23 protein-coding genes are annotated in these 19,570 nt (G+C 49.7%); 17 read left to right on the forward strand and 6 right to left on the reverse strand.

The window, feature by feature from the left end; genetic code table 11:
* The first annotated feature begins 325 nt into the window (after positions 1-325).
* The 4 genes from E1919_RS23170 (at position 326) to E1919_RS23185 (ending at position 3,912) form a co-directional block, all read left to right on the forward strand.
* Entirely contained in the window at positions 326-823 is a 498-nt protein-coding gene (locus tag E1919_RS23170; RefSeq protein ID WP_162055793.1) for a DinB family protein, read from the forward strand.
* Between the two features lie 278 nt (positions 824-1,101).
* On the forward strand, positions 1,102-1,689 hold the full coding sequence (locus tag E1919_RS23175; RefSeq protein WP_162055794.1) for a DJ-1/PfpI family protein: 588 nt from the start codon (positions 1,102-1,104) through the stop codon (positions 1,687-1,689).
* Positions 1,690-2,230: 541 nt separating this feature from the next.
* Positions 2,231-2,947, forward strand: a complete 717-nt coding sequence (locus E1919_RS23180; protein ID WP_237144813.1) for a DUF6088 family protein — start codon at positions 2,231-2,233, stop codon at positions 2,945-2,947.
* Positions 2,944-3,912 (forward strand): nucleotidyl transferase AbiEii/AbiGii toxin family protein, encoded by a 969-nt coding sequence (locus E1919_RS23185; protein ID WP_162055796.1) that lies wholly within the window; start codon positions 2,944-2,946, stop codon positions 3,910-3,912. The genes E1919_RS23180 and E1919_RS23185 overlap by 4 nt, the downstream gene beginning before the upstream one ends.
* Before the next feature lie 621 nt (positions 3,913-4,533).
* Here the strand turns inward: E1919_RS23185 and E1919_RS23190 are convergent.
* Complete coding sequence (locus E1919_RS23190; protein WP_162055797.1) at positions 4,534-4,680, reverse strand: hypothetical protein; 147 nt, start codon at positions 4,678-4,680, stop codon at positions 4,534-4,536.
* Between the two features lie 263 nt (positions 4,681-4,943).
* Here E1919_RS23190 and E1919_RS23195 point away from each other — a divergent pair, with 263 nt between their 5' ends.
* The 8 genes from E1919_RS23195 (at position 4,944) to E1919_RS23230 (ending at position 9,475) form a co-directional block, all read left to right on the forward strand.
* The gene (locus E1919_RS23195; protein WP_162055798.1) at positions 4,944-5,168 is read left to right on the forward strand and encodes a hypothetical protein; all 225 of its coding nucleotides are present in this window, start codon (positions 4,944-4,946) and stop codon (positions 5,166-5,168) included.
* Positions 5,169-5,304: 136 nt separating this feature from the next.
* Positions 5,305-5,505, forward strand: coding sequence for a hypothetical protein (locus E1919_RS23200; protein ID WP_162055799.1), 201 nt, complete (start codon positions 5,305-5,307; stop codon positions 5,503-5,505).
* 9 nt (positions 5,506-5,514) lie between these two features.
* Positions 5,515-5,943: a hypothetical protein gene (locus E1919_RS23205; protein WP_162055800.1), complete on the forward strand. Its 429-nt coding sequence runs from the start codon at positions 5,515-5,517 to the stop codon at positions 5,941-5,943.
* Positions 5,944-5,948: 5 nt separating this feature from the next.
* Positions 5,949-6,272, forward strand: a complete 324-nt coding sequence (locus E1919_RS23210) for a hypothetical protein (RefSeq protein WP_162055801.1) — start codon at positions 5,949-5,951, stop codon at positions 6,270-6,272.
* 72 nt (positions 6,273-6,344) lie between these two features.
* On the forward strand, positions 6,345-7,280 hold the full coding sequence (locus E1919_RS23215) for an ArdC family protein (RefSeq protein ID WP_162055802.1): 936 nt from the start codon (positions 6,345-6,347) through the stop codon (positions 7,278-7,280).
* Positions 7,281-7,705: 425 nt separating this feature from the next.
* A complete protein-coding gene (locus E1919_RS23220) occupies positions 7,706-7,855 on the forward strand; it encodes a hypothetical protein (protein WP_162055803.1) in 150 nt (49 codons plus the stop codon).
* A 90-nt stretch (positions 7,856-7,945) separates the two neighbouring features.
* The gene (locus E1919_RS23225) at positions 7,946-8,566 is read left to right on the forward strand and encodes an OmpA family protein (RefSeq protein WP_162055804.1); all 621 of its coding nucleotides are present in this window, start codon (positions 7,946-7,948) and stop codon (positions 8,564-8,566) included.
* A gap of 153 nt (positions 8,567-8,719) precedes the next feature.
* Complete coding sequence (locus E1919_RS23230) at positions 8,720-9,475, forward strand: DUF4184 family protein (protein ID WP_162055805.1); 756 nt, start codon at positions 8,720-8,722, stop codon at positions 9,473-9,475.
* Between the two features lie 88 nt (positions 9,476-9,563).
* Here E1919_RS23230 and E1919_RS23235 read toward each other — a convergent pair whose 3' ends face one another.
* The 4 genes from E1919_RS23235 to E1919_RS23250 all read right to left on the reverse strand — a co-directional run bounded on the left by E1919_RS23235 (position 9,564) and on the right by E1919_RS23250 (position 13,413).
* A complete protein-coding gene (locus E1919_RS23235; protein ID WP_162055806.1) occupies positions 9,564-10,637 on the reverse strand; it encodes a flavin monoamine oxidase family protein in 1,074 nt (357 codons plus the stop codon).
* A 56-nt stretch (positions 10,638-10,693) separates the two neighbouring features.
* On the reverse strand, positions 10,694-11,641 hold the full coding sequence (locus E1919_RS23240; RefSeq protein ID WP_162055807.1) for a carbon-nitrogen hydrolase family protein: 948 nt from the start codon (positions 11,639-11,641) through the stop codon (positions 10,694-10,696).
* Between the two features lie 145 nt (positions 11,642-11,786).
* Complete coding sequence (locus tag E1919_RS23245; RefSeq protein ID WP_162055808.1) at positions 11,787-12,911, reverse strand: trans-sulfuration enzyme family protein; 1,125 nt, start codon at positions 12,909-12,911, stop codon at positions 11,787-11,789.
* A gap of 37 nt (positions 12,912-12,948) precedes the next feature.
* Entirely contained in the window at positions 12,949-13,413 is a 465-nt protein-coding gene (locus E1919_RS23250) for a RidA family protein (RefSeq protein ID WP_162055809.1), read from the reverse strand.
* 362 nt (positions 13,414-13,775) lie between these two features.
* Between E1919_RS23250 and E1919_RS23255 the strand changes: the two genes are divergently transcribed.
* Together E1919_RS23255 and E1919_RS23260 are read left to right on the forward strand one after the other, a co-directional pair.
* Positions 13,776-14,531: an SDR family NAD(P)-dependent oxidoreductase gene (locus E1919_RS23255; protein ID WP_162055810.1), complete on the forward strand. Its 756-nt coding sequence runs from the start codon at positions 13,776-13,778 to the stop codon at positions 14,529-14,531.
* A gap of 831 nt (positions 14,532-15,362) precedes the next feature.
* The gene (locus E1919_RS23260) at positions 15,363-16,331 is read left to right on the forward strand and encodes an MBL fold metallo-hydrolase (protein WP_162055811.1); all 969 of its coding nucleotides are present in this window, start codon (positions 15,363-15,365) and stop codon (positions 16,329-16,331) included.
* Positions 16,332-16,367: 36 nt separating this feature from the next.
* Here E1919_RS23260 and E1919_RS23265 read toward each other — a convergent pair whose 3' ends face one another.
* Positions 16,368-16,643, reverse strand: coding sequence for a hypothetical protein (locus E1919_RS23265; protein WP_162055812.1), 276 nt, complete (start codon positions 16,641-16,643; stop codon positions 16,368-16,370).
* Between the two features lie 401 nt (positions 16,644-17,044).
* Here E1919_RS23265 and E1919_RS23270 point away from each other — a divergent pair, with 401 nt between their 5' ends.
* From E1919_RS23270 to E1919_RS23275, 3 genes are read left to right on the forward strand one after another with little or no spacing between them, the layout of a single operon-like run.
* Complete coding sequence (locus E1919_RS23270) at positions 17,045-18,514, forward strand: potassium transporter TrkG (RefSeq protein ID WP_202915981.1); 1,470 nt, start codon at positions 17,045-17,047, stop codon at positions 18,512-18,514.
* Positions 18,515-18,546: 32 nt separating this feature from the next.
* A complete protein-coding gene (locus E1919_RS27965) occupies positions 18,547-18,849 on the forward strand; it encodes a potassium transporter TrkG (RefSeq protein ID WP_262888757.1) in 303 nt (100 codons plus the stop codon).
* A 15-nt stretch (positions 18,850-18,864) separates the two neighbouring features.
* Positions 18,865-19,548 carry a potassium channel family protein gene (locus E1919_RS23275; protein WP_162055813.1) on the forward strand — a complete coding sequence of 228 codons (684 nt, stop codon included), beginning with the start codon at positions 18,865-18,867 and terminating at the stop codon, positions 19,546-19,548.
* Positions 19,549-19,570 lie beyond the last annotated feature (22 nt).

The raw sequence follows: 19,570 nt of genomic DNA on the forward strand, positions 1-19,570 counted from the left end.
TAGTATCCTCGTTGCCAAATCCTCTACACGACGGCTGATACGCCGGTCGCTGAATATGTCACCGCTCATTTGCTCCTTTTAGAACAGAGAACAAATGCGCCTCAAAGTTTGTGTCCTAATCGTAGCCACTCCTATCAGGGGACAGATCTGCGGTACATTCAGACCCAGCCAGAGCACTGCTTAAGAAGGACTATTGAGATTTTACCCACAATGCCTTTTACTTAGATTGGCAAAGGTTAACAACGACAATGGTTTAAGCTAAATGTGTTGGCAAACGCTAATTTAATTAGTAATATTGCTTCGTCTAAATCAACAGAATAAACCTATGAAAATCATCGAAAAGCTTCTGAAGGAAATCGAGGAAGAAGGGCAGAAAACCCGCAAAATGCTAGTGATCGTGCCAGACGATAAATACGATTGGCAGCCTCACCCCAAAAGCATGCCTGTTAAAGACCTCGCACTGCACATTGCCGATTTGCCCACCTGGATAACCTTAGCTGTTACAACAGATGAACTTGACTTTGCCGCCAGCCCTTATAATCCAGGTGATGTAAATAACACAGAGGGGCTCTTAACGCTCTTCGAGAAGAACCTGGCAAAGGCGAAAGCAAATATGGAGCAGGTAACAGAAGAGCAACTGGATGAGCCCTGGACGTTGCGGAACGGTGCTGTTGTGTACATGACCCTGTCAAAGTATGACACCATTCGCCATGCGCTGGCACAAACTGTCCATCACAGGGCACAGCTTGGCTTATACCTGCGTCTTCTGAACATTCCTATCCCAGGTAGCTACGGGCCAAGTGCCGACGAGCAAGGCCTGTAGACCACAGAACAGGAGCTGTCTTGAAACTGGCAGCTCCTGTTCTGCTTTCAGCATCCCCTGTAGCTCTTTGGTTAGTGGCTTGCCGAAGTCATAAAAGCTATTGCTCCTAATTCAGAATATCATTCATAACGCTGATAGGTAAAGATTCTGTAGATACTCCACAGTAAAGCTCATTTATGTCTTTTAATTTCGGGAAATTTATTAATGCCTTGCTTTGCTAATTTTTTAATTGTAAAATATTGAAGATATTTAAAGTTATGTTATCCTAAATCAGTTTTATGAATTACAGTAGAAAGATTCTTATTATAACCGGTGATGCAGGTGAAAGTTTTGAAATTTTGTATGCATCGCACCGCCTGTTGGAGGCCGGATACCAACCTGTAATTGCAGCACCTGCCGTAAAGCGAATGAACCTGGTGATGCACGATTTTGAACCGGGTTGGGATACCTATATAGAACGTCCCGGTTACCTTATAGAATCTGACCTTGCGTTTGAAGATGTAGATCCTGGTGACTACCATTCCCTTCTTATTCCTGGCGGCAGGGCACCCGAATTTTTACGCAATGATCAACGGGTAATAAACATTGTTAAAGCGTTTTATAACAGCGATAAATATATTTTTGCTATTTGCCATGGCGTTCAGATATTGGTAACCGCTGGCCTGGTAGATGGACGAAAAATCGCTTGTTATGAGCATGTAAAATTTGAAGTTGAATCATGCGGTGGGATTTATGTGACCGCGGAACAGGCCGTTCAGGACGGAAAAATTATTACCGGGAAAACATGGCAGTCGCACCCTGAATTTTACAAGCTTGTATTTAATTGTTTGGAAAAAACAAAAGAGGCAGAACACAGGTTGTTATAAATTAACCGTCGTTGGTTATAGCTATATATGTGTCTTATAATATTTCTTATGTTAAATAGGGGCTGTCTCTGCCACTTGCTTTGTAGGGACTGCTCCAGGTAAGCAAAGTGATTTATCGGACATTTAACCGACATTCAAGCCCTTTATCCGACATTCCAGTTCCTGTAAATGCATACAGTTGCCTTTTTCTCCCCTTATTTACAAGCAGCCCCTTCTCCACTAACTTAGTCAGGTCCTTTGCTAGCTTTTCTTCAGCTTAGTCACCAGCTTGGTCCTGACTTGGTCGCTCTTGGATAAGTTAACCATCAAAAAGGCTGAGTGACAGAAAAGCCCTACCAACATTAATTACCAGATGGATAATAACTGATGTTTGTGGTGTTATTGTAGATCATGGATTCCAATCATCTGAACTAACTCCTATTCTCGAGCTAAATCAGTTTATTTTGTCAAGTTTTTTTGTTATAAAACTTGACAAAATAAACTGATTTAGCTTATCTTTGGGTTTAGTTTTACGCTACAGAGGAAGCAGAACATGAGCATTATGCAGCAAGTCCGGGAAAGAATCGAACAGGCCCAACCCGGGCAGCTGTTGACTTATGCCGATTTTCAGGTAAATGGTAGCCAGCTGGAGGCCCTAGCAGCGGCGCTCAGCCGCCTGGCCAGGCAAGGGGTGATCAATCGGCTGGCAAAAGGTCGCTACTATAAGCCGAAGGAAACCGTGTTCGGTAAAGTAAAACCATCGGAAAAAGAGATCATCAAAAGCCTGAGCACCTCCAAAGGCAAAGTAAAGGGATACGAAAGCGGCTTGGGGCTCTACAACCAACTGGGCCTGACGACGCAGGTTCCTCAGGAGGTGACGCTGATGACCCGCAAGCAGCGCAGGGTGGCGAATATTGGCAAAACCAAGATTCGTTATGTTCAGAGCCCTACCAACTTCAAGGAGTCTGACATTGACAAGCTTCAGGTCCTGGATGCACTGCGCGGTTACAAGAAGATCCCGGACCGCAACAGCGAGAAGACAATCCTCATTCTGCTGGAGTATATCAGAAAATTAGCTGAAGGCGACATGGATCGGCTCATAGAACTGGCGCTGGACTACAACCCCGCTACCCGTGCCCTGCTGGGAGCCCTGCTGGATCAGCTGGGCTATGCACAGGAGGCGGACAGGCTAAGGCAGTCACTCAACCTACTGACCAAATACAAACTGGGCATAAGCGAGAGCATATTGCCTAACGGAAAAGATTGGAATATCGTATGAACCTACACCAAAACCCGGAGGTGTTCCGGGACGCCATCACGGCCACGGCAGAGGCCCTGCAGATCAGGGATGTGTACGTGGAAAAGGACTACTGGGTGACGCTGGTACTTTACCGCCTGGCCCACTCCCCCTACGTGGAGAAGGCCATCTTCAAGGGCGGCACCTCCCTATCCAAGGCCTACAACCTGATTGAGCGCTTTTCAGAGGACATCGACCTGGCCATCAATGCCGATGAAGGCATGACAAACAACCAGGTCATGCAGCTGCTCCGCAGAATCTCAAAAGAAATCACAAAGGACATGGTCGAGGTAGATGACCCGTACCGGACCAGCAAAGGCTCCCGCTTCCGCAAAACGCTGCACGACTACGGAGCCTCCGTGCAAGGAGACTACGGTCAAGCAACTGACAAGATTCTGGTGGAAATAAACTCCTTCGCCAGCCCTAATCCACATCAGCGCATGTCAATCAAGACCTACATCAGCCAGTTTATGGCCCAGCGTAACTTGCTGGACCTGATTCGCCAGTACGGTCTGGCTCCCTTTGAGGTGAATGTGGTGAGCCTGGAGCGCACCTTTACCGAGAAGGTTCTGGCCCTGGTGCGGGCATCTTATGCCGATGACCCGGTAGCTGAGCTGGGTAGTAAGATCCGCCATGTCTATGACCTGCACGCCATGCTGAAAGCGCCTGCAGTGGCCACTTTTCTGCACAGCGAGAACTTCTTCGAGATGAGTCGGGCCGTGCAGGCTGACGATGCCCGCAATAGCGAGTTTCAGGGGGACTGGGCTATGCAGCCACTGGATGCGTGCCTGCTGTTTACAGATGTGAGAGGAACCTGGAACTCTTTAGAGACTACATACCAGCAGGAATTCCGCTCACTCGTGTATGGTACGCTGCCAGCCCCGGAGGAAATAGTAACTGTTTTGGAAATCATATCTACCCGCTTTAGTACATACGCAAGCAGGTAATGCAAAACACTGCCTGTGATAAGGCATACATCTTGTCTAAAAAACTGTCATTGATTATAGCTTTTGTAGCCCATAAATTTTCATGCATGACCTATAGCTAAATCTGCAATAGTGTATATGTGCTTCATCGAAGTCTTACCCTGTCCAGCTTTTACCTCCTCCCCTGCCGACACCAGACGGTTATTCCCTGTAGGTTCTATTCTCCTTTTGACTTATTGATTTCTCAAATCCCTGGCTGCGCAGGGCAGTCTGTCAGGATGACAGCTTATAACGTTTTACAAACGCACTTTAAAAAACGTTACTGCCTGCCACATGCCTAGCGGGAAAGGCAGCCCCTCCCCAGCAAGCTTTGCTCCACCATCCAGCACTCTGCCAAATGCTGCTCATTTGCCAGAGAGAGGTGTGCTGGCCACCCTTCCGCCATCTGCCTCTCTGCGCTGCGCTGTGTTCTGCAGCTGTCATAACAGTGACTTTCCCACCCGCGCAAAGCAAGCACCTCCCTGCTATAGTTGAAGAAAGAACAAACAGGCAAACATGGTATTACTAGACGTACTGGGTAAATCTAATAATATCATATTACTAGGTAAACTATTATTACTACAAAAGGGAAAAGGAAGCAAGCTATGCCGTTAACGCTTTGTACTCCTCGTATTCCTCCTCTCCCATCAGGCCCCGCACATACTCCTCCTGCCCTACATCATTCTTTTCATTCACATACCTGGTGAAGCTGAGCACTGTTCGGCACCTTTCGAATCCTTTAGCGGCCATATCCCAGGAAACGTTCTCCGGCAGGCCTTCCAGCCACTCCTCATAATCCTGATGCGTAGGCTCGTGCTCCGCTGCCCCTCCTGTGGTTGGTTCTTTGCCGGATTCGGGTGTTTGACTTTGATCATGCCTGAGAATAATAATTTAAAATTACAAAAGGGGAAAGAAAGCGATACGCTGCTCTATGTTAGTTCAAAATACGAGTCTTTGAACGCAGGTTGTATATGTAGAACACATAAAGTATATTTGTCGTAAACACTTCCACTATGGCAGAAGAACAACATCCCCGATACGTTACACCTTACAAGTATGCAGAGCTGTGCGGTGTCTCTCCTACTGCCATTAACAGGAGAATTAAGCGAGGTGTATTGGATGCAGAGGATGTGCCTCAAATAGACGGGAGTACAAAGCGCTTCATAGACACAGATAAGTTCCCTCCCGCCAGGTTAATCGACTACCCTATTGAACATAAGCGGCCTCAGAAAAAATAAGATTAAAATATTTGCTAAAACTGTTCTATATATAGAACAGTTTATAAACTGCAACGTATAATAAAGAAAGCGAGGGCAATAAAAGTAAGCCTTTTTTTAATCTTCAAAGTGTTCCATAAATAGAACATTAAGAATTATGAAAGCAACATTTCAAACCCGAGAAGAGCAGCTGATATGCAAGGCCAGTAGCCTCGACTACACCACCAGGCAGCGGGCTGTGAAGGTGGCTATTAGCAAAGGAGTACAGACGCTGCAGTCTACGGACGAGCGCGGACGTGTGCAGGACCTGACGCACATTCTCCAGAGCAGAGCTTTAGCCATCCGTCACAACTTATAACCTATTCCTATGGAGACGACCACAAAGCAAAGAAACAGCATAGAAACCGCCAGGTACACTGTTGGCTTCAAGACCTACAAAACAGCGGAGCGGGTAAAGATGCGCGAGGTGAAAATCTACCGCAACGGTGCTTGGGTTTACTGTGATTCCTTTACCGAAGCAGAGCGGGAGACACATGAGGCGTGGGCAAAGGAGTTCCTGGAGGCGATGAAACTTAATGATACCCTGCAGTATCAGGTGCAGCCTGAACAGGAGAAGGAGCCTGAAGGAATGCCAGTGCAGCAGCTGATTTGGGAGAATATCCTGAAACTGCGTGAAGCCAAGATGATGACAAACAGAGAAGCCGCAAACCTTTGCCTGGTACGCTTCACCTGGTCAGAGAAGGAGGCAAGGGCCAAGCTGACAGAACTAAAAGAAAGACACCTTAACAGGAAATAGAGACCATGGAACAGTCCACACCATCCCCGGAAATAAAGAAGCCCTTTTACAGGCTGGCAACTAATAGTTGTGCTCCTAAAAGTAAGTTTGACATGGCCCCCTTGCTCCATGTGCTCACAGAAGAAGGGACCCCGCTGGAGATGGCCCGCTCCCTGGACAAGGTGTACACGCTGCTATCTGAGTACCTGGTCAGCGACGCCAGCACCTATGGGACGCATTACGCCGAACTACTCTCCGATTTACGGCGGATGCGGGATGCCCTGCTGCAGGGAAGCGGCCTGCTTGATTTCCAAAAGAAGGCCACAGAAGAGAAGTCCTCTAAAGGCTAGATAAGCCACAGGTATCCCTTACACCATCATGCATAATAGTATTTATCTAATCATCTGTTAATATTTACTCCTATGAACGCATTCGAAAAATTCAATCAATTGGCAGAGCAGGTAACAAATGAAGTCATTGCGCAGCTGGAGCAGGGCAAGGTGCCCTGGCAGAAGCCCTGGACCTCTTACGGCCTTCCGAAGAACTACCTGTCCGGCCGGCACTACGAAGGCTTCAACGCCTTTTACCTCCACTACATCACCGAAGAGCGGCACTTCACCACGCCTTACTTCCTCACCTTTAAACAGGCAAAGGAGCTAGGCGGGCACGTGAAGAAAGGCGAGAAAGGCACCCCCATCATCTACTGGAAAATCAAAGAGGAGAAGGAAAGTGAGAATGCTAATGAGCAGGCAGAAGAGGAGAAAGAGCACGGAAGAAAGTTTGTCCCCTTTCTCTGGACCGTGTTCAACATCGATCAGATAGAGGGCGTGGACTTTGCCCTGCCGGAAGCGGTGGAGCGCACAGAGCTGCAGGTCATAGAAACCTGCCAGCGCGTGGTGGAGAATTACCCTCTGCCGCGGCCCCACATCGGGCATGGCGGCGCACAGGCCTATTATGCCCCTGTGAGCGACAGGGTGCAGCTGCCGGAGCTGAAGTACTTTGTTTCTCCCCACGCCTACCACGCTACGCTTTTTCATGAGCTGATCCACTCCGTCGGCCATCCCACCAGGTTGGACCGCTTCACAGACAAGGTCAGCCGCTTCGGGGACGAGGACTACAGCAAAGAGGAGCTGATAGCCGAGATGGGCGCCAGTTTCCTGTGTGCTTTCACCGGCATCCGGGAGGAGGTGTTCGAGAACTCAGTGGCTTATCTGCAGGGCTGGGTGAGCAAATTCAAAGACGACAAGACCATGCTAATCTACGCCGGCACCAGGGCATTCAAGGCAGCCAGCTACATCCTGAACCTGAAGGCAGAGGAAAGTAAGGAAGCACTGCCTGCCGTGGCCATGGCCGCTTAAAGAGAGAAAAGGCGATATCTAGCGTCATTGGTCAACGTGACAAAGCAAAAGAGGCTGCTCTAAAAGGGCAGCCTCTTTGTTGACATCATACAATGTCAGGAGCGAACCGTTCCGGGTTCTGGTATATGATAAAAGAGCAGGAGGCTCTTGAGGCGCGCAATGTATTAAAAATTTCTATTTACGAATATGTAGCGGAGGAAATTTTTGTGCCGCTTGTTTCCTTGCTGTGCTAACAGCTTCACAATCCGGCGCCAGGGCAGAGAAGGTGCCGTTCATCAGGCGATAGTTTTTTTAATGGCGGCGCTGGCAGGGGTTTCCTACCTCATCTACAAAGTGTACATCAGTCCCGGTAGACGCCGAAGGAAACGCAGCAGGGAAATTAGGCGAAGGTTGGGGTTGTAGGCGGAGTGTGGCTACCTCCTGGTATGCCTCCTTTCCCTTGCCTTACCGACTCCAGAACCTTCTGCATACGGCGCAGCTACCCGGCACCCATCGTGGTGAAGGAGTCCACCCGGCTCTCCCGCTTCTCCCTCATCATCGACTACCTGATGTACCTGCGGGTGCCCTGGCGGTGAAGGAGCAGAGGCTCCCTGCGCTCAGCGCAAAGAAGAGATAACGCAGTTATTTCAGGCGCGTACAGTATCTATAACCAAAAGTTAACAAAGATGAAGACAAATTTCACAGTCACTCTTCTTGCCGCCGCCGTTCTGCAGGCAGGCTGCAACGAGGTAAGGGAAGACAATGTGGACGGCGCAGCCGAGGTGCGTGAGATTGCAACAGAAGACACCGCCGTGATGTACGATGACGGAAACCTGGCGGGCGGCGTGCTGGAGACGGACGAGCTGGCCTTCAAGGAGGTGGACTTCGGCGCTCCCGTGCTGGAGGAGCCGGCCCTGCAGGCGGCCGAGATAGAGGTGCGCGGCACAGAAGACTATAGGATATACACGGTCGGCGAAGACATCATGTTTGACCTGGACGAGGCGGAGATTCGCCCGAGCGGGGAGCAGAAGCTGCAGGAAATCGTCCGGACGCTCAAGGAGAGGAACACCGAGGGGATGCTCCGGGTGTACGGCTTCACGGACTCCCTGGCAGGTGAGGCCTACAACCGGCAGCTGGCACGGGAGCGCGCCCGCGCAGTGGAGGATTGGCTGCGCCAGAACAGCGGCCTGGACACGGCCCGCATGCGGCTGGTGCCGGTGGGGGAGCACATGTTCGAGGCCACCAACGAGACGGCGCGCGGCAGGCAGCAGAACCGCCGCGTGGAAATCGTGGTGGTAGAGAAGTGACCCCCCTGGCTGGCATGCTGCGAGGCAGGCAGCGCATTGCCTTGAGGATTATTCAACCAGTTGTGCCCTCCCTTTCAAAGCAAAAGAAAGAGGCTTAGACTTGTAAAACCTGCCCCGCCCGCTTCTCAGTTCTGCACATCTTTTACCTGAGGCATGCCTTTCACCTTCTCTCATCCTGCAATAGCAGTTCCGCTCAAGAAATTAAAGCCCAATTGGTTTTCCTCCAGCGGGCTGGTCATTGGCAGCATGGCTCCGGACTTTCCCTATTTTCTGAAGATGAACACCGGCTCGGACTTCGGTCACACCTTGGCAGGCATCTTCCTGCTTGACCTGCCGCTGTCCTTCCTGGTGGCCGTTGCCTTCCACCTTTGGGTCAGGGACGCGCTGATACTGCACCTGCCCTCGCCCCTTGACAGAAAGTGGGCTGACTGCCTCGGGTTTGATTTTATGGGATACCTGAAGCGCGCATGGCCGGCTTTTGCCGTCTCCGCTTTTGTGGGAACGCTGACCCACCTTCTCTGGGATATTTTCACCTCTCCGGATGGGTGGGTGTTTTACCTGGACCCCGCGTTCTTCAGCAGAGAAGTCCAGTACGGCCCTGTCCATTTGCCTCTTTACAGGCTCATCGAAAGAGCGGGTTCCGTACTGGGGCTTTCCTTTATGGTGTGGCTGCTGTTTAAGAAACCCACCTCCGCTGCCAAGGCCTTTTCCTCCCCTGTGGGAAAGCTGCGCTACTGGGGCGGCGTTATGATAGGAACTGTGGCTGTCGCGCTACTGATTCTGTGGATGAAAGGCACCAGCGGCGGCATGGTCTACTACATCATCGTCACGATAAGTGCCGCAGCCGTTTCCATTTGCCTCAACTCTGTCCTGTCTGTTATGCCTAAGGCCTGGAGGACAAAAACCTGACAAACCAGTTCCAACTTACTTTTTACATTCTATACTTTGAGTGAATACGGGCTCTCTAATGAACAACCTGGCATTCCAAAGGGAGAAGTCAGGCTTCACTCATCTTGTTGGCAATGCGTTGAGCTGTGGCTATGCCACTGTAAACGGCCCCGTCCATGTATCCTCCAAAAGCGGGCGAAGTCTCAGTGCCTGCCAGGTACAGCCTGCCGTTCATTAGGGTGCCTGAATAGAGCGGATGGCCGTTATGCTGGTGAGGCATGACATACTTCTGGTAGTCGGCAAAGGTGTAAACCTCTTCCTTCCACACCCTTTCTGTGTAGGAAAGAAAGTCAGCTGCCCGCTCGCCCAGCAGCCTTGTCAGTTGCTCCACCACCTTAAGCTTTCGCTCCTCTTTGGTTAAGACAGACGCATCAGCAGAGAGAAACCCTTTAAGGGCGAAACGGGTCTCCTTAAAGTCACTGTGGTCGTACATCTCGACGGCGATCCCTGCGTGGCTGAAAATCGTTCCGGAGTATCCTTCCTGTCGCCAGAAAGGGCTCTCATATTCAACAGCAAACTTAATAGATTCCCCCATCCAGGTATGTGTACTCCCCATCACACGGACCAGTTCACCAGGAAGGGCCGGATCGAAGGTTATCTTCTGCGATAAAATCAAAAAAGGAGGGATGGTGAGAACAAGGTACCTGCAGGCGTGCTTTTCCCCTTTGCTGGTGGTAATTTCCAGATGGTCCTTCTGCTCTGATACACCTACTACTGGAGAATCCAGGATGATCCGGTCATGCCCGATATGCTGCGCAAGGACATCGATTAGCTTTAGTGTGCCTCCCGCAACTCTGTAAGACGGTTCCTCCGAGTCTGGTATTTGAAACAACTGCGCCTCCCGTGCTGCATCCGTCTCGAACATGCCTATTCCTTGTTGATACTGCCTGTAAAACGGCAGTCCCAGCTCTTTCAGCAAGCGCATCAGGTGCGTGTGCTTTTCAGCAAACCAGGTAGCACCCATTTCAACGGGTGTATTATTGCCTGCTGCTTTGACCGTTTCTATTCTTCCTCCCCATCTTTCCCGTGCCTCCAGCACAAGGGCACCTGTTCCGTTTTTCTTCAGATAGTAGGCTGCAGCTAAACCACTCAAACCCGCACCTACTATAATCACCTCCTGCATAATCCCTACCTGTTTACCTCAAGCTGATACTAAAAAGGTCCAGCTGCTCTTCTATTTTAATCTATGATGTCCAATATCGACTGCCGCTCTCTGTTTACTGTTAGCCTTGTCACATCGGGACGGGAGTAGTGGCCTGCAACATCAAAGTTTTGCCGCTCCTCCAGCACCCTGTTAAAATCCAGGGTCTGGATAATCAGCCCTTCTTTTCCTATAACAGGCTCCACTATCCACTCTCCGTCTGGGCCTGCAATACAGGAGCCTCCATTGGCCAGCACATCCGGGGCGTTTTCTACAATCTTTTCCAGATGAGGTGTGTCGGCCGGAAAATCCGCTACGCTCATCAGGCCAGACACAGAGACGACAAATGACCGGGACTCCTTTGCGATGAAGCGGGTAATATCCACCGTGTTCCTGTCTGAGCCGGGCCAGGCGGCCACATGCAAATTCTCACCCAGGCCGTACAGCGCCGTTCTGGCTAATGGCATCCAGTTCTCCCAGCAGTTGAGCCCGCCAACTGCAAACGCCTTTAGAGGGTGTACCTGTAAGCCGTTACCGTCACCGGGAGACCAGGTTAACCGCTCTTCATAGGTAGGCTGCAGCTTTCGGTGAACAGACTGAATCTGCCCTGCCTCATTGATATAAACCAGAGAGCAGTACAGGCTATGCCCTCCCCGGTTTTTACCGCGCTCAATGACACCCAGGTAAATGGCGATCTTATGTACGTTTGCCAGCCTACAGACTTCATCCAGATCACCCGCTTCAATCTGAACTGCATTCCTTACATAGTGCGCGTGTATTTCCTTTTGTACAGAAGAATTGAATGCTGACCCATTGGTTAAAGACAGCCAGAAAGGATAGCCCGGCAGTAATCCTTCTCCAAAAGCAACGAGTTCGCACCCCTTCTCCCCTGCCTCTGAAACAAAGGCACACACTTTATCCAGCGTTTCGGTTTTGTTCAACCATACCGGTGAGATCTGAGCCAGGGCTACTTTCAATAAATTCATGTTCCGAATCTTGTTTGGTACTACAAAAGTAAAGAAACAGGCTGCTTATTACTAGCTGTTCCATTGATTGGCTTTTTCCGAATTGCACAAAAGCTGTTCAACATATGGGCAGTGGCGGTTCGTGCTAAATCACGTCCTTCCGATATCAATGATTCAAAGCATTTTCAATGTCTCTGAGCAGATCCGCCACAGCCTCTACCCCAACAGAAAGTCGCAGCAGGCTGTCCCTTATTCCCAGTGCCAGTCGCTCCTCTTCAGGCAGGTTGGCATGGGATGATTTGGAGGGCTGGCAGATAGTGGTGTCCACACCTCCCAGGCTCAAAGCAGGTATAATGAGTTGCAACCTGCCTAAGAAGGCCTCTGTCCTGGCCACATCCTTCAGCTCGAAGGAAAGCATGCCTCCGAATCCGCCTGTCATCTGCCTGGCAGCCACTACGTGGTTAGGATGCTGCTGCAGGCCAGGATAATATACAGTGGAGATTTGCGGGTTCTCCTGCAGCGCAGTTGCGATTTTCATCGCACTGGCGTTTTGCTTCTCTACCCTCAGGGCCAATGTCTTCAGGCTCCGCTCTATCAAGTAGCAGTCCAAGCCGTTCAGGCTGCCTCCAAAATTCAGAGCGCTTTTGTAGATGACGTCCTTCAGTCTCTGAGACGTGACCACTGCGCCGAAACATAAATCGTGGTGGCCTCCCAGGTACTTGGTGCCGCTGTGCACCACCATGTCAATGCCCAGCAGGATTGGGTTTTGATTGATGGGTGTAGCGAATGTATTGTCTACTACGGATAGAAGGTTGTGCTGCTTTGCCACAGCTGCAACAGCCTCCAGGTCAACAACAGAAAGCAGGGGGTTTGAGGGAGTCTCTGTGTAAACAACCCTTGTGTTTTCCCTGACCATGGACTCCATACTACCCATATCTGCGCTGGACACAAAGTCAAAGGCTATGTTGTATTTGGGGAATTCTTCCTCTATCAGCTTGACAGTACCGCCGTATATTTCCTGCGAAAACAGGACATGGTCCCCTGCCTTTAGAAAGGAGAAGAGAACTGTGGCTATGGCCGCCGTTCCTGAGCTGAAGATCATGCCGGCCTCCCCGTGTTCTAGCCGGCAGAGTTTGTCAACAATGGCTTTCTGGTTTTCTGTGTTAAAATTTCGGGGGTACAGGATTTCATCAAAGCCAATGTACCGGTTGGCAGTGGAAACAAAGACGGGAGTGTTCACTCCCTGGTGTTGCAGCTGGTTGTAAACACAAGTTGTTTCTTTGCTGTACATGCGGTTTTAGTTCGTTAAACAATTGCCTTCGCCTGGTCTACTCTTCTACCTCTAATGTTACTTCTATTTCTACGGCTATACCTCCCGGAAGGGAACCCATGCCGACAGCGGAACGCACATGTTTGCCTTTTTCACCGAAGACCTCTACCATCAGGTCCGAAAAACCATTGATTACTTTCGGGTGGTCCGCAAAGTCCTCGGTGGCGTTCACCATTCCCAGAACCCTAACAATTCTCTTCACTTTGCTTAAAGTGAAGAGTGCATGCTGGATGGTGGCCAAAACACACACGCCTGCGTTGCGGGCTGCCTGATACCCCTGCTCTACCGTCAGGTCTCTTCCCAGTTTGCCTATGTCAACAGCCGTCGGGGTTCCGCAGTAACCGTGCCCCGACAGAAACAACAAATTTCCGACCTGAACAAAAGTAACATAGTTGGCAACCGGCTGAACAGGCGGTGGCAACTCTATACCTAGATTCCTGAGTTTTTCTTCTGGTTCATTCATGCTTGAAGAGTTAAATCAAAATTCAATTTACGTCTGCCAGCTGTTGCTGCTGCAACTATTTTCTATAATGTTCATTCAGAAGGCATGTGAGCGAGCTGTAGCAAAAATATAATGTATGTAGCTGGAAAGAATCGAAAGCCATTGCATGACTATACTTTTGTTCGGGAAGGGGAGTGGCATGCATACGTCGGCTGTGCCACCGGAATCTGGCTAAAACAGCCTTCTCAGGTTTTGAAACTTAAAAGGGGCTGCTTCAACTGAACAGGGATACTGATTTATCACTCTCCGCACCCCCTTACCTTCCTTGCTTCCGTATCATATGGATTAACAACCAAAAGTGAATTAACGACTAAGAAGAGAAGATGGCAGATCAGGCATTGATAGTAGGTGGCACGACAGGGATGGGCAGGGCCACAGCAGAATTGCTGCTCAGAGGCGGCATCGAAGTGGTAATCGTGGGCCGGCCCGGCAAGAAGCTAGAGGCGGCAAGGGAGGAGCTTTCCGCCCATGGCAAAGTTCATGCAGCAGGCGTAGACCTGTCGCGCCTGCCTGAGGTGCTGCAGTTCAGCAGCAACTTAAAGACAGCGTTTCCTGATTTAAAGTACCTGCTCAATGCAGCAGGATACTTCAGCCCAAAGCCCTTTCTTGAGCATACCGAGGAGGACTATGACCGCTACCACGCATTCAACAAGGCCTTCTTCTTCATCACCCAGGAAGTTGCCAGGGTGATGAGAGGCAACGGGGGCGGGTCCATCGTCAACATCGGTTCTATGTGGGCCAAACAGGCAGTCAAGGCAACTCCCTCCTCCGCGTATTCCATGGCCAAGGCGGGTTTGCATAGCCTTACCCAGCACCTGGCCATGGAACTGGCAGACTACAATATCCGCGTCAACGCCGTTTCCCCGGCAGTGGTGGTGACACCTATCTACGCTGCGTTCATCGAGGAAGATAAAATAGAGGAGGCACTGCAGGGGTTCAATTCCTTTCACCCGATAGGAAGAGTCGGGCGGGTGCAGGATGTTGCCAATGTCATTCATTTCCTGCTCACAGACAAAAGCTCCTGGGTAACCGGGTCCATCTGGGATGTAGACGGGGGAGTGATGGCAGGCAGGAACTGAACAGCAGCGCAACACGACACCCTCCTGTTTTACATAAAGCACGTTATAAGCTCATGCTCACAACTTACCCTAAGAATCTACTGCCAAACTTATCCCTCTCTGGGACAGCGGACAAGTTTGCCTGTCCTTATACCTCGTTCTTTAAAAGTTGATTGAGGCGTTTTTCCTGCTTAAAAAGATGTTTTTAAAGATTAGCTGCAGCAGTTGTTAGCTAGATTTCTATTATAAAGCTCTGTTAACAGTCGTAAACGATTTACGATGTTAATACTATAGAATAAGTATTGACATTAATAAATTTAATCTTTAACTTTTCTGATAAATTTTTATACTGTAAGAACAAAGCATATTGTAACTTGTTTAATACTATCCTTCTTAGGAGAAGTTCGCACCCTCTTAAACCTTCTCTTTGTATTTGATGAGTCCATCTTCTTTAGTAACTCCAAATTCTAATCTTATGAGACCAACTGCTCAACAGCTTTTTTACAGAAAAGGATTATAGGTGACGGAGATACATCAACTTCAACCATGCACTTTATTCAAATCTTTTAAAAGAGGAAAGTATAAAGTATCAGGATGTACCCGAGCAGTATGATTCCATGGTTCTTGGAAAGAGAAATAGACACCACAGGAATGGTGTTTCTAAACGAAGAGAAAATAAAAGAGGCGGACAGGGAGAAGTACAGCAGAGGGAATAACTCCTTTTAGTTGATTGACCTTTACCAGGCTAAAATAGTAGAACCTATAGTAGTTAGAGACGGACTGGCAGGAGTTTACTTTATAACCTAGGTGTGGGGAACATGGGTAATATTGTAAACGCAAAAATCTTCTACCATGCAAAGACGGCAGTTCCTAAAAAGTAGCTCGGCTCTTGTGGGCTTATCTCCTTTCCTTCTGAATAGCCCAATTATCACTCTTAATACAGCGTCTGGTATAAATACAGAGGTTGTTAAGCTAAAAATAGGTGCATTTGATTGCATGATATTCCAGGATATGCAGTTCAAATACATGGCAAAAGATTTTTTCATCAATGCTGATGCAGAGGAACTGACTGAAGCATTGAAAGAGTATAACGGTACTCCCGAAAACATTCCATCTCCCTTTATAGCCATCTTGCTTCAACACGAGGATCGGAAAATACTCATTGATACGGGAATTGGTTTCTCTGAAAAGCCCATTGTTTTCAGAGGTGCTTCGCATGAGTTCAAAGGCAGACTACATTATTTGCTGCAGCAAGAAAACATACGCACAGAGGACATCACTGATGTCATCATCACGCACTTTCATCCCGACCATATTGGCGGCGTCTATTCCGCAGACGCGCAGTTAAATTTCCCTGCTGCACGTTTTCACATGCACGGAGATGAATGGCAATACTGGCATTCCTCACAGTCTGATAATCAACCTGCCTTATTCAAATTCTTCATTGAAAAGAACATCACCAAGCTTAAAAATAAAAATCTACACTTGATCAAAGGCGATATTGTAGAGTTAATTCCCGGAATCACAGCGGTTAGGGCCGACGGTCATACGCCTGGACAGATAGCCCTGATCATCCACTCAGGCAGGGAACAGCTCCTGTACATTTCTGACGCCTTTCTTCACCCCTTACACATTGAGCGAATAGACTGGCAAACCAACTATGATTTGGATCACCAGAAGGCAAAACTCTCCCGAATCAAGCTACTCGAATTAGCTTATAAGGACAATATGCTCGTAAACGCCTTTCATTTTGACTTTCCCGGCTTAGGCAGAATAGATAAGCGGAGTGGTACATGGGTTTGGAATTACGAAGAAAGATAGAACTTGCCCATAACAGCTCTTATGTTCACCAAATCCTCATGGGTTCTGCTGCAGCCATGCCTCGTAATCTCTCCCGGAAAGGTGCTGCCGCATATACTCCTTCAGTCCCTGCCGGTTTTGCTCTGCCGCAAAGCGACGGAAATCCACTACGCCTTTGGAGGCTTCGAAACCCTCTTTTCTGAAGTAGTCTCGCATCGACTCATTGAGGGTGCTCAGCCAGTCTTCAAAATGGCTTGGCTCCGGCTCTGCCCTTGCTTGTCTGTAGTAATCGGCGGCGGCCTGACCTATGCGCCGGAACTGTTGCTCCTCCATTTCTTTAAATTAATGCTTTTTGGCAAACTACAGCGCCCGGCTAATAGCAAGCTTGTTATTTCCCTAGGCTAACAGCTTTATTTTCTCCGGCTCTGGCACAAGCTCCTTTTACTGGTCACAAGTCACCAGGCCACTACTTCGAGGTGTGCAACAGCGCGAAGCAGTGGCCTGGTGCCACTTTAAAAGTGGGCAGACGCGTAGACTAATTTTTAACCAACGCTGCTGCCCAGATTTTGTTTTAATGCGCTGTATGGCTACCGGTGTAACAAAGGTGTTCTGCTAAAAATAGTATTTTCAGCAGGCAAAAAAGAGTAACATAGGTGATTGCAGCATAGTATAGTAGCAGAGGCTGCCAAATGACTGCAGCGGTATGTTCTCTTCCTTAACATCAGGAAAAACTAATGTTCAAAAATCTATTCGGAAAGCAGCTGAGCGATAGTATAAATGAGAAAGCCTACGGCCTTCTGGATAAGGCCGACAATACCCTGTTCTACCTGAGCCTGATAGGAATCGGAATTCTGCTCTACGACCTGGGCTTTGTGCACAGAGAAGGGGAAAAAGAAACCCTGAGCAACTTCTATGTTGGCTATTCCCTTCTGCTCTTTCTCATCCTTACGCTTCGCCTGCTGCTGGCCAAAAGGCACGGGGTAAGCAAGGGCTGGTTCGTGGTGGAGTACGTTCTGGTCCTGCTCCTGGTAGGGGGAATAATTGTCCACTTCCTCTCAGACCAGTTTTTCGGGGGCACGGGGGCAGAGCAGTTCATCACGCGAAATTTCTTTACCTCCGGGCTTATCGTCTACACCTTCCTGATAGAGCTTTCCAAGCGCAGCATTAACCTCTACCGCATCCGCTTTAACCCCGCCCTTCTCTTTGTCTTCAGCTTTCTCATCCTCATCTTCATTGGAACAGGGCTGTTGCTTCTTCCCAGGGCCACAGTGGGCGGCATCACCCTGCTCGACGCGCTGTTCACCTCCACAAGCGCAGTGTGCGTAACCGGTTTAATCGTGGTGGACACGGCTACCTACTTCACCCTGTTCGGGAAAATCATTATCCTCATTCTGATTCAGCTGGGTGCCTTGGGCATTATCACCTTTACCAGCTTTCTGGCTATGTTCTTTGAAGGGAACGCCTCTTTCCGTAACCAGCTCTTCATGCAGAACATCATGAACGAGGAGAAGCTCGGGGAGACCATGCGCACTGTCGGGAAAATTGTGGTTTTCACATTCACTGTAGAAGCGGTGGGTGCCGCTTTCATTTACGCCACTATCAGTGACGCTGCTTTTGCGGGAGTGCCGGACCGGATAGGATTCTCTGTTTTCCATGCCATCTCTGCTTTCTGCAACGCCGGTTTCTCTACTATGACCGCAGGTCTGAACGATGTTGGCTTCAGGTACAACTATGACTTCCAGCTGGTGATCATCTGCCTCATCATCCTTGGCGGTATCGGGTTCCCCATTCTCTTCAACCTGTATGGGTACCTGATGGAAGTAAGCCGGAACCGTTTTCGGCAGGTCAACTTTGATGAAAAGTATGTTCATACTTCCCGCATCGTCACCGTCAACACCAAGATTGTGCTTATCACAACTGCTGTTTTGCTTGTTGCCGGCACCATCATCTACTTTATTACGGAATATAACAGCACGCTGGCAGACCACACAGGCTATGGCAAGTTTGTAACCTCTCTTTTCGGTTCCGTCACACCACGCACTGCCGGCTTCAACACCGTGGACATGACCCAGCTCACGCTTCCCCTGGTGCTGGTTTACCTGCTGCTGATGTGGATAGGGGCCTCGCCCGGCTCAACGGGAGGGGGAATAAAAACAACCACCTTCGCGCTCGCCGTCATGAACACCGTCAGCATCGCGCGCTAGAGGCCTTCGGTCGTGAGATTGCAAGTAAGTCGGTGCGGGAGGCTTTCGCCGTCATGCTGCTTTCCTTCCTGGTCATTGGCCTGGCAACCCTGCTAGTCTCTTACTTTAACCCGGAGATACAGCTGATAACGATTGCCTTCGAGACTTTCTCCGCCTTCAGCACCGTTGGGCTGAGCCTAGGAATCACCGGGAACCTTCATGCCGGGAGCAAGGTCGTTATCATCATCACCATGTTCCTGGGCAGGGTGGGCATCTTTACCCTGATTGCCAGCATCGTAACAAAAGTGAACACCCGGTTTTACCGCTACCCGACAGAGAGCATCATCATCACGTAAGCAAAGACAGCACTTATGAAGTACATTATCATCGGTTTAGGCTATTTTGGCTCTTCGCTCTCCATGAGGCTGACAGAGATGGGGCATGAGGTGATAGCCGTCGACAAGGACCTGGAAAAGGTCACCCAGTATAAAGACCTGGTCACGCACACGGTGGCCCTTGACGCCACCAGTATTCAGGCGCTGGGCACCCTCCCCCTCCATGACACAGACGTGGTGCTGGTGGGCATCGGGGAGAACTTCGGTGCCTCTGTGATGGCGGTGGCGAACCTGAAGCAGCTGCAGGTAAAAAAACTCATCGGGCGCGCCATATCGCCGCTGCACCAGACCGTGCTGGAGGCTATCGGGGTGGACAAAATAATCAGCCCGGAGGCAGAGTCAGCCGAGCGCCATGCCAAGAGCATGGACATGAAGGGGGTCATAGACTCCTTTGACCTGACGGAGGATTACAACATTATTGAGGCCACGGTGCCGGACAGGTATGTGGGGCAGACTATCGGGGAGGTAAACTTCCGGCAGCGGTTCAACATCAACGTGCTGACCGTTATCCGGATGAGGGATAGCCGGAACCTGTTTGGAAAGCCTCACAAAAAACCAGCCGCCGTAGGGGTGGTTTCCCCCGATACAAGGTTCGAGGCCGGAGACATCCTGGTGCTTTTTGGCAAGATAGAGGACATCGAAAGGCTGCTCCACCAATAAGATAACGAGCACCTGCCTGCCT

It is taken from the genome of Pontibacter pamirensis, assembly GCF_010015475.1.
Taxonomy (GTDB): Bacteria; Bacteroidota; Bacteroidia; order Cytophagales; family Hymenobacteraceae; genus Pontibacter; species Pontibacter pamirensis.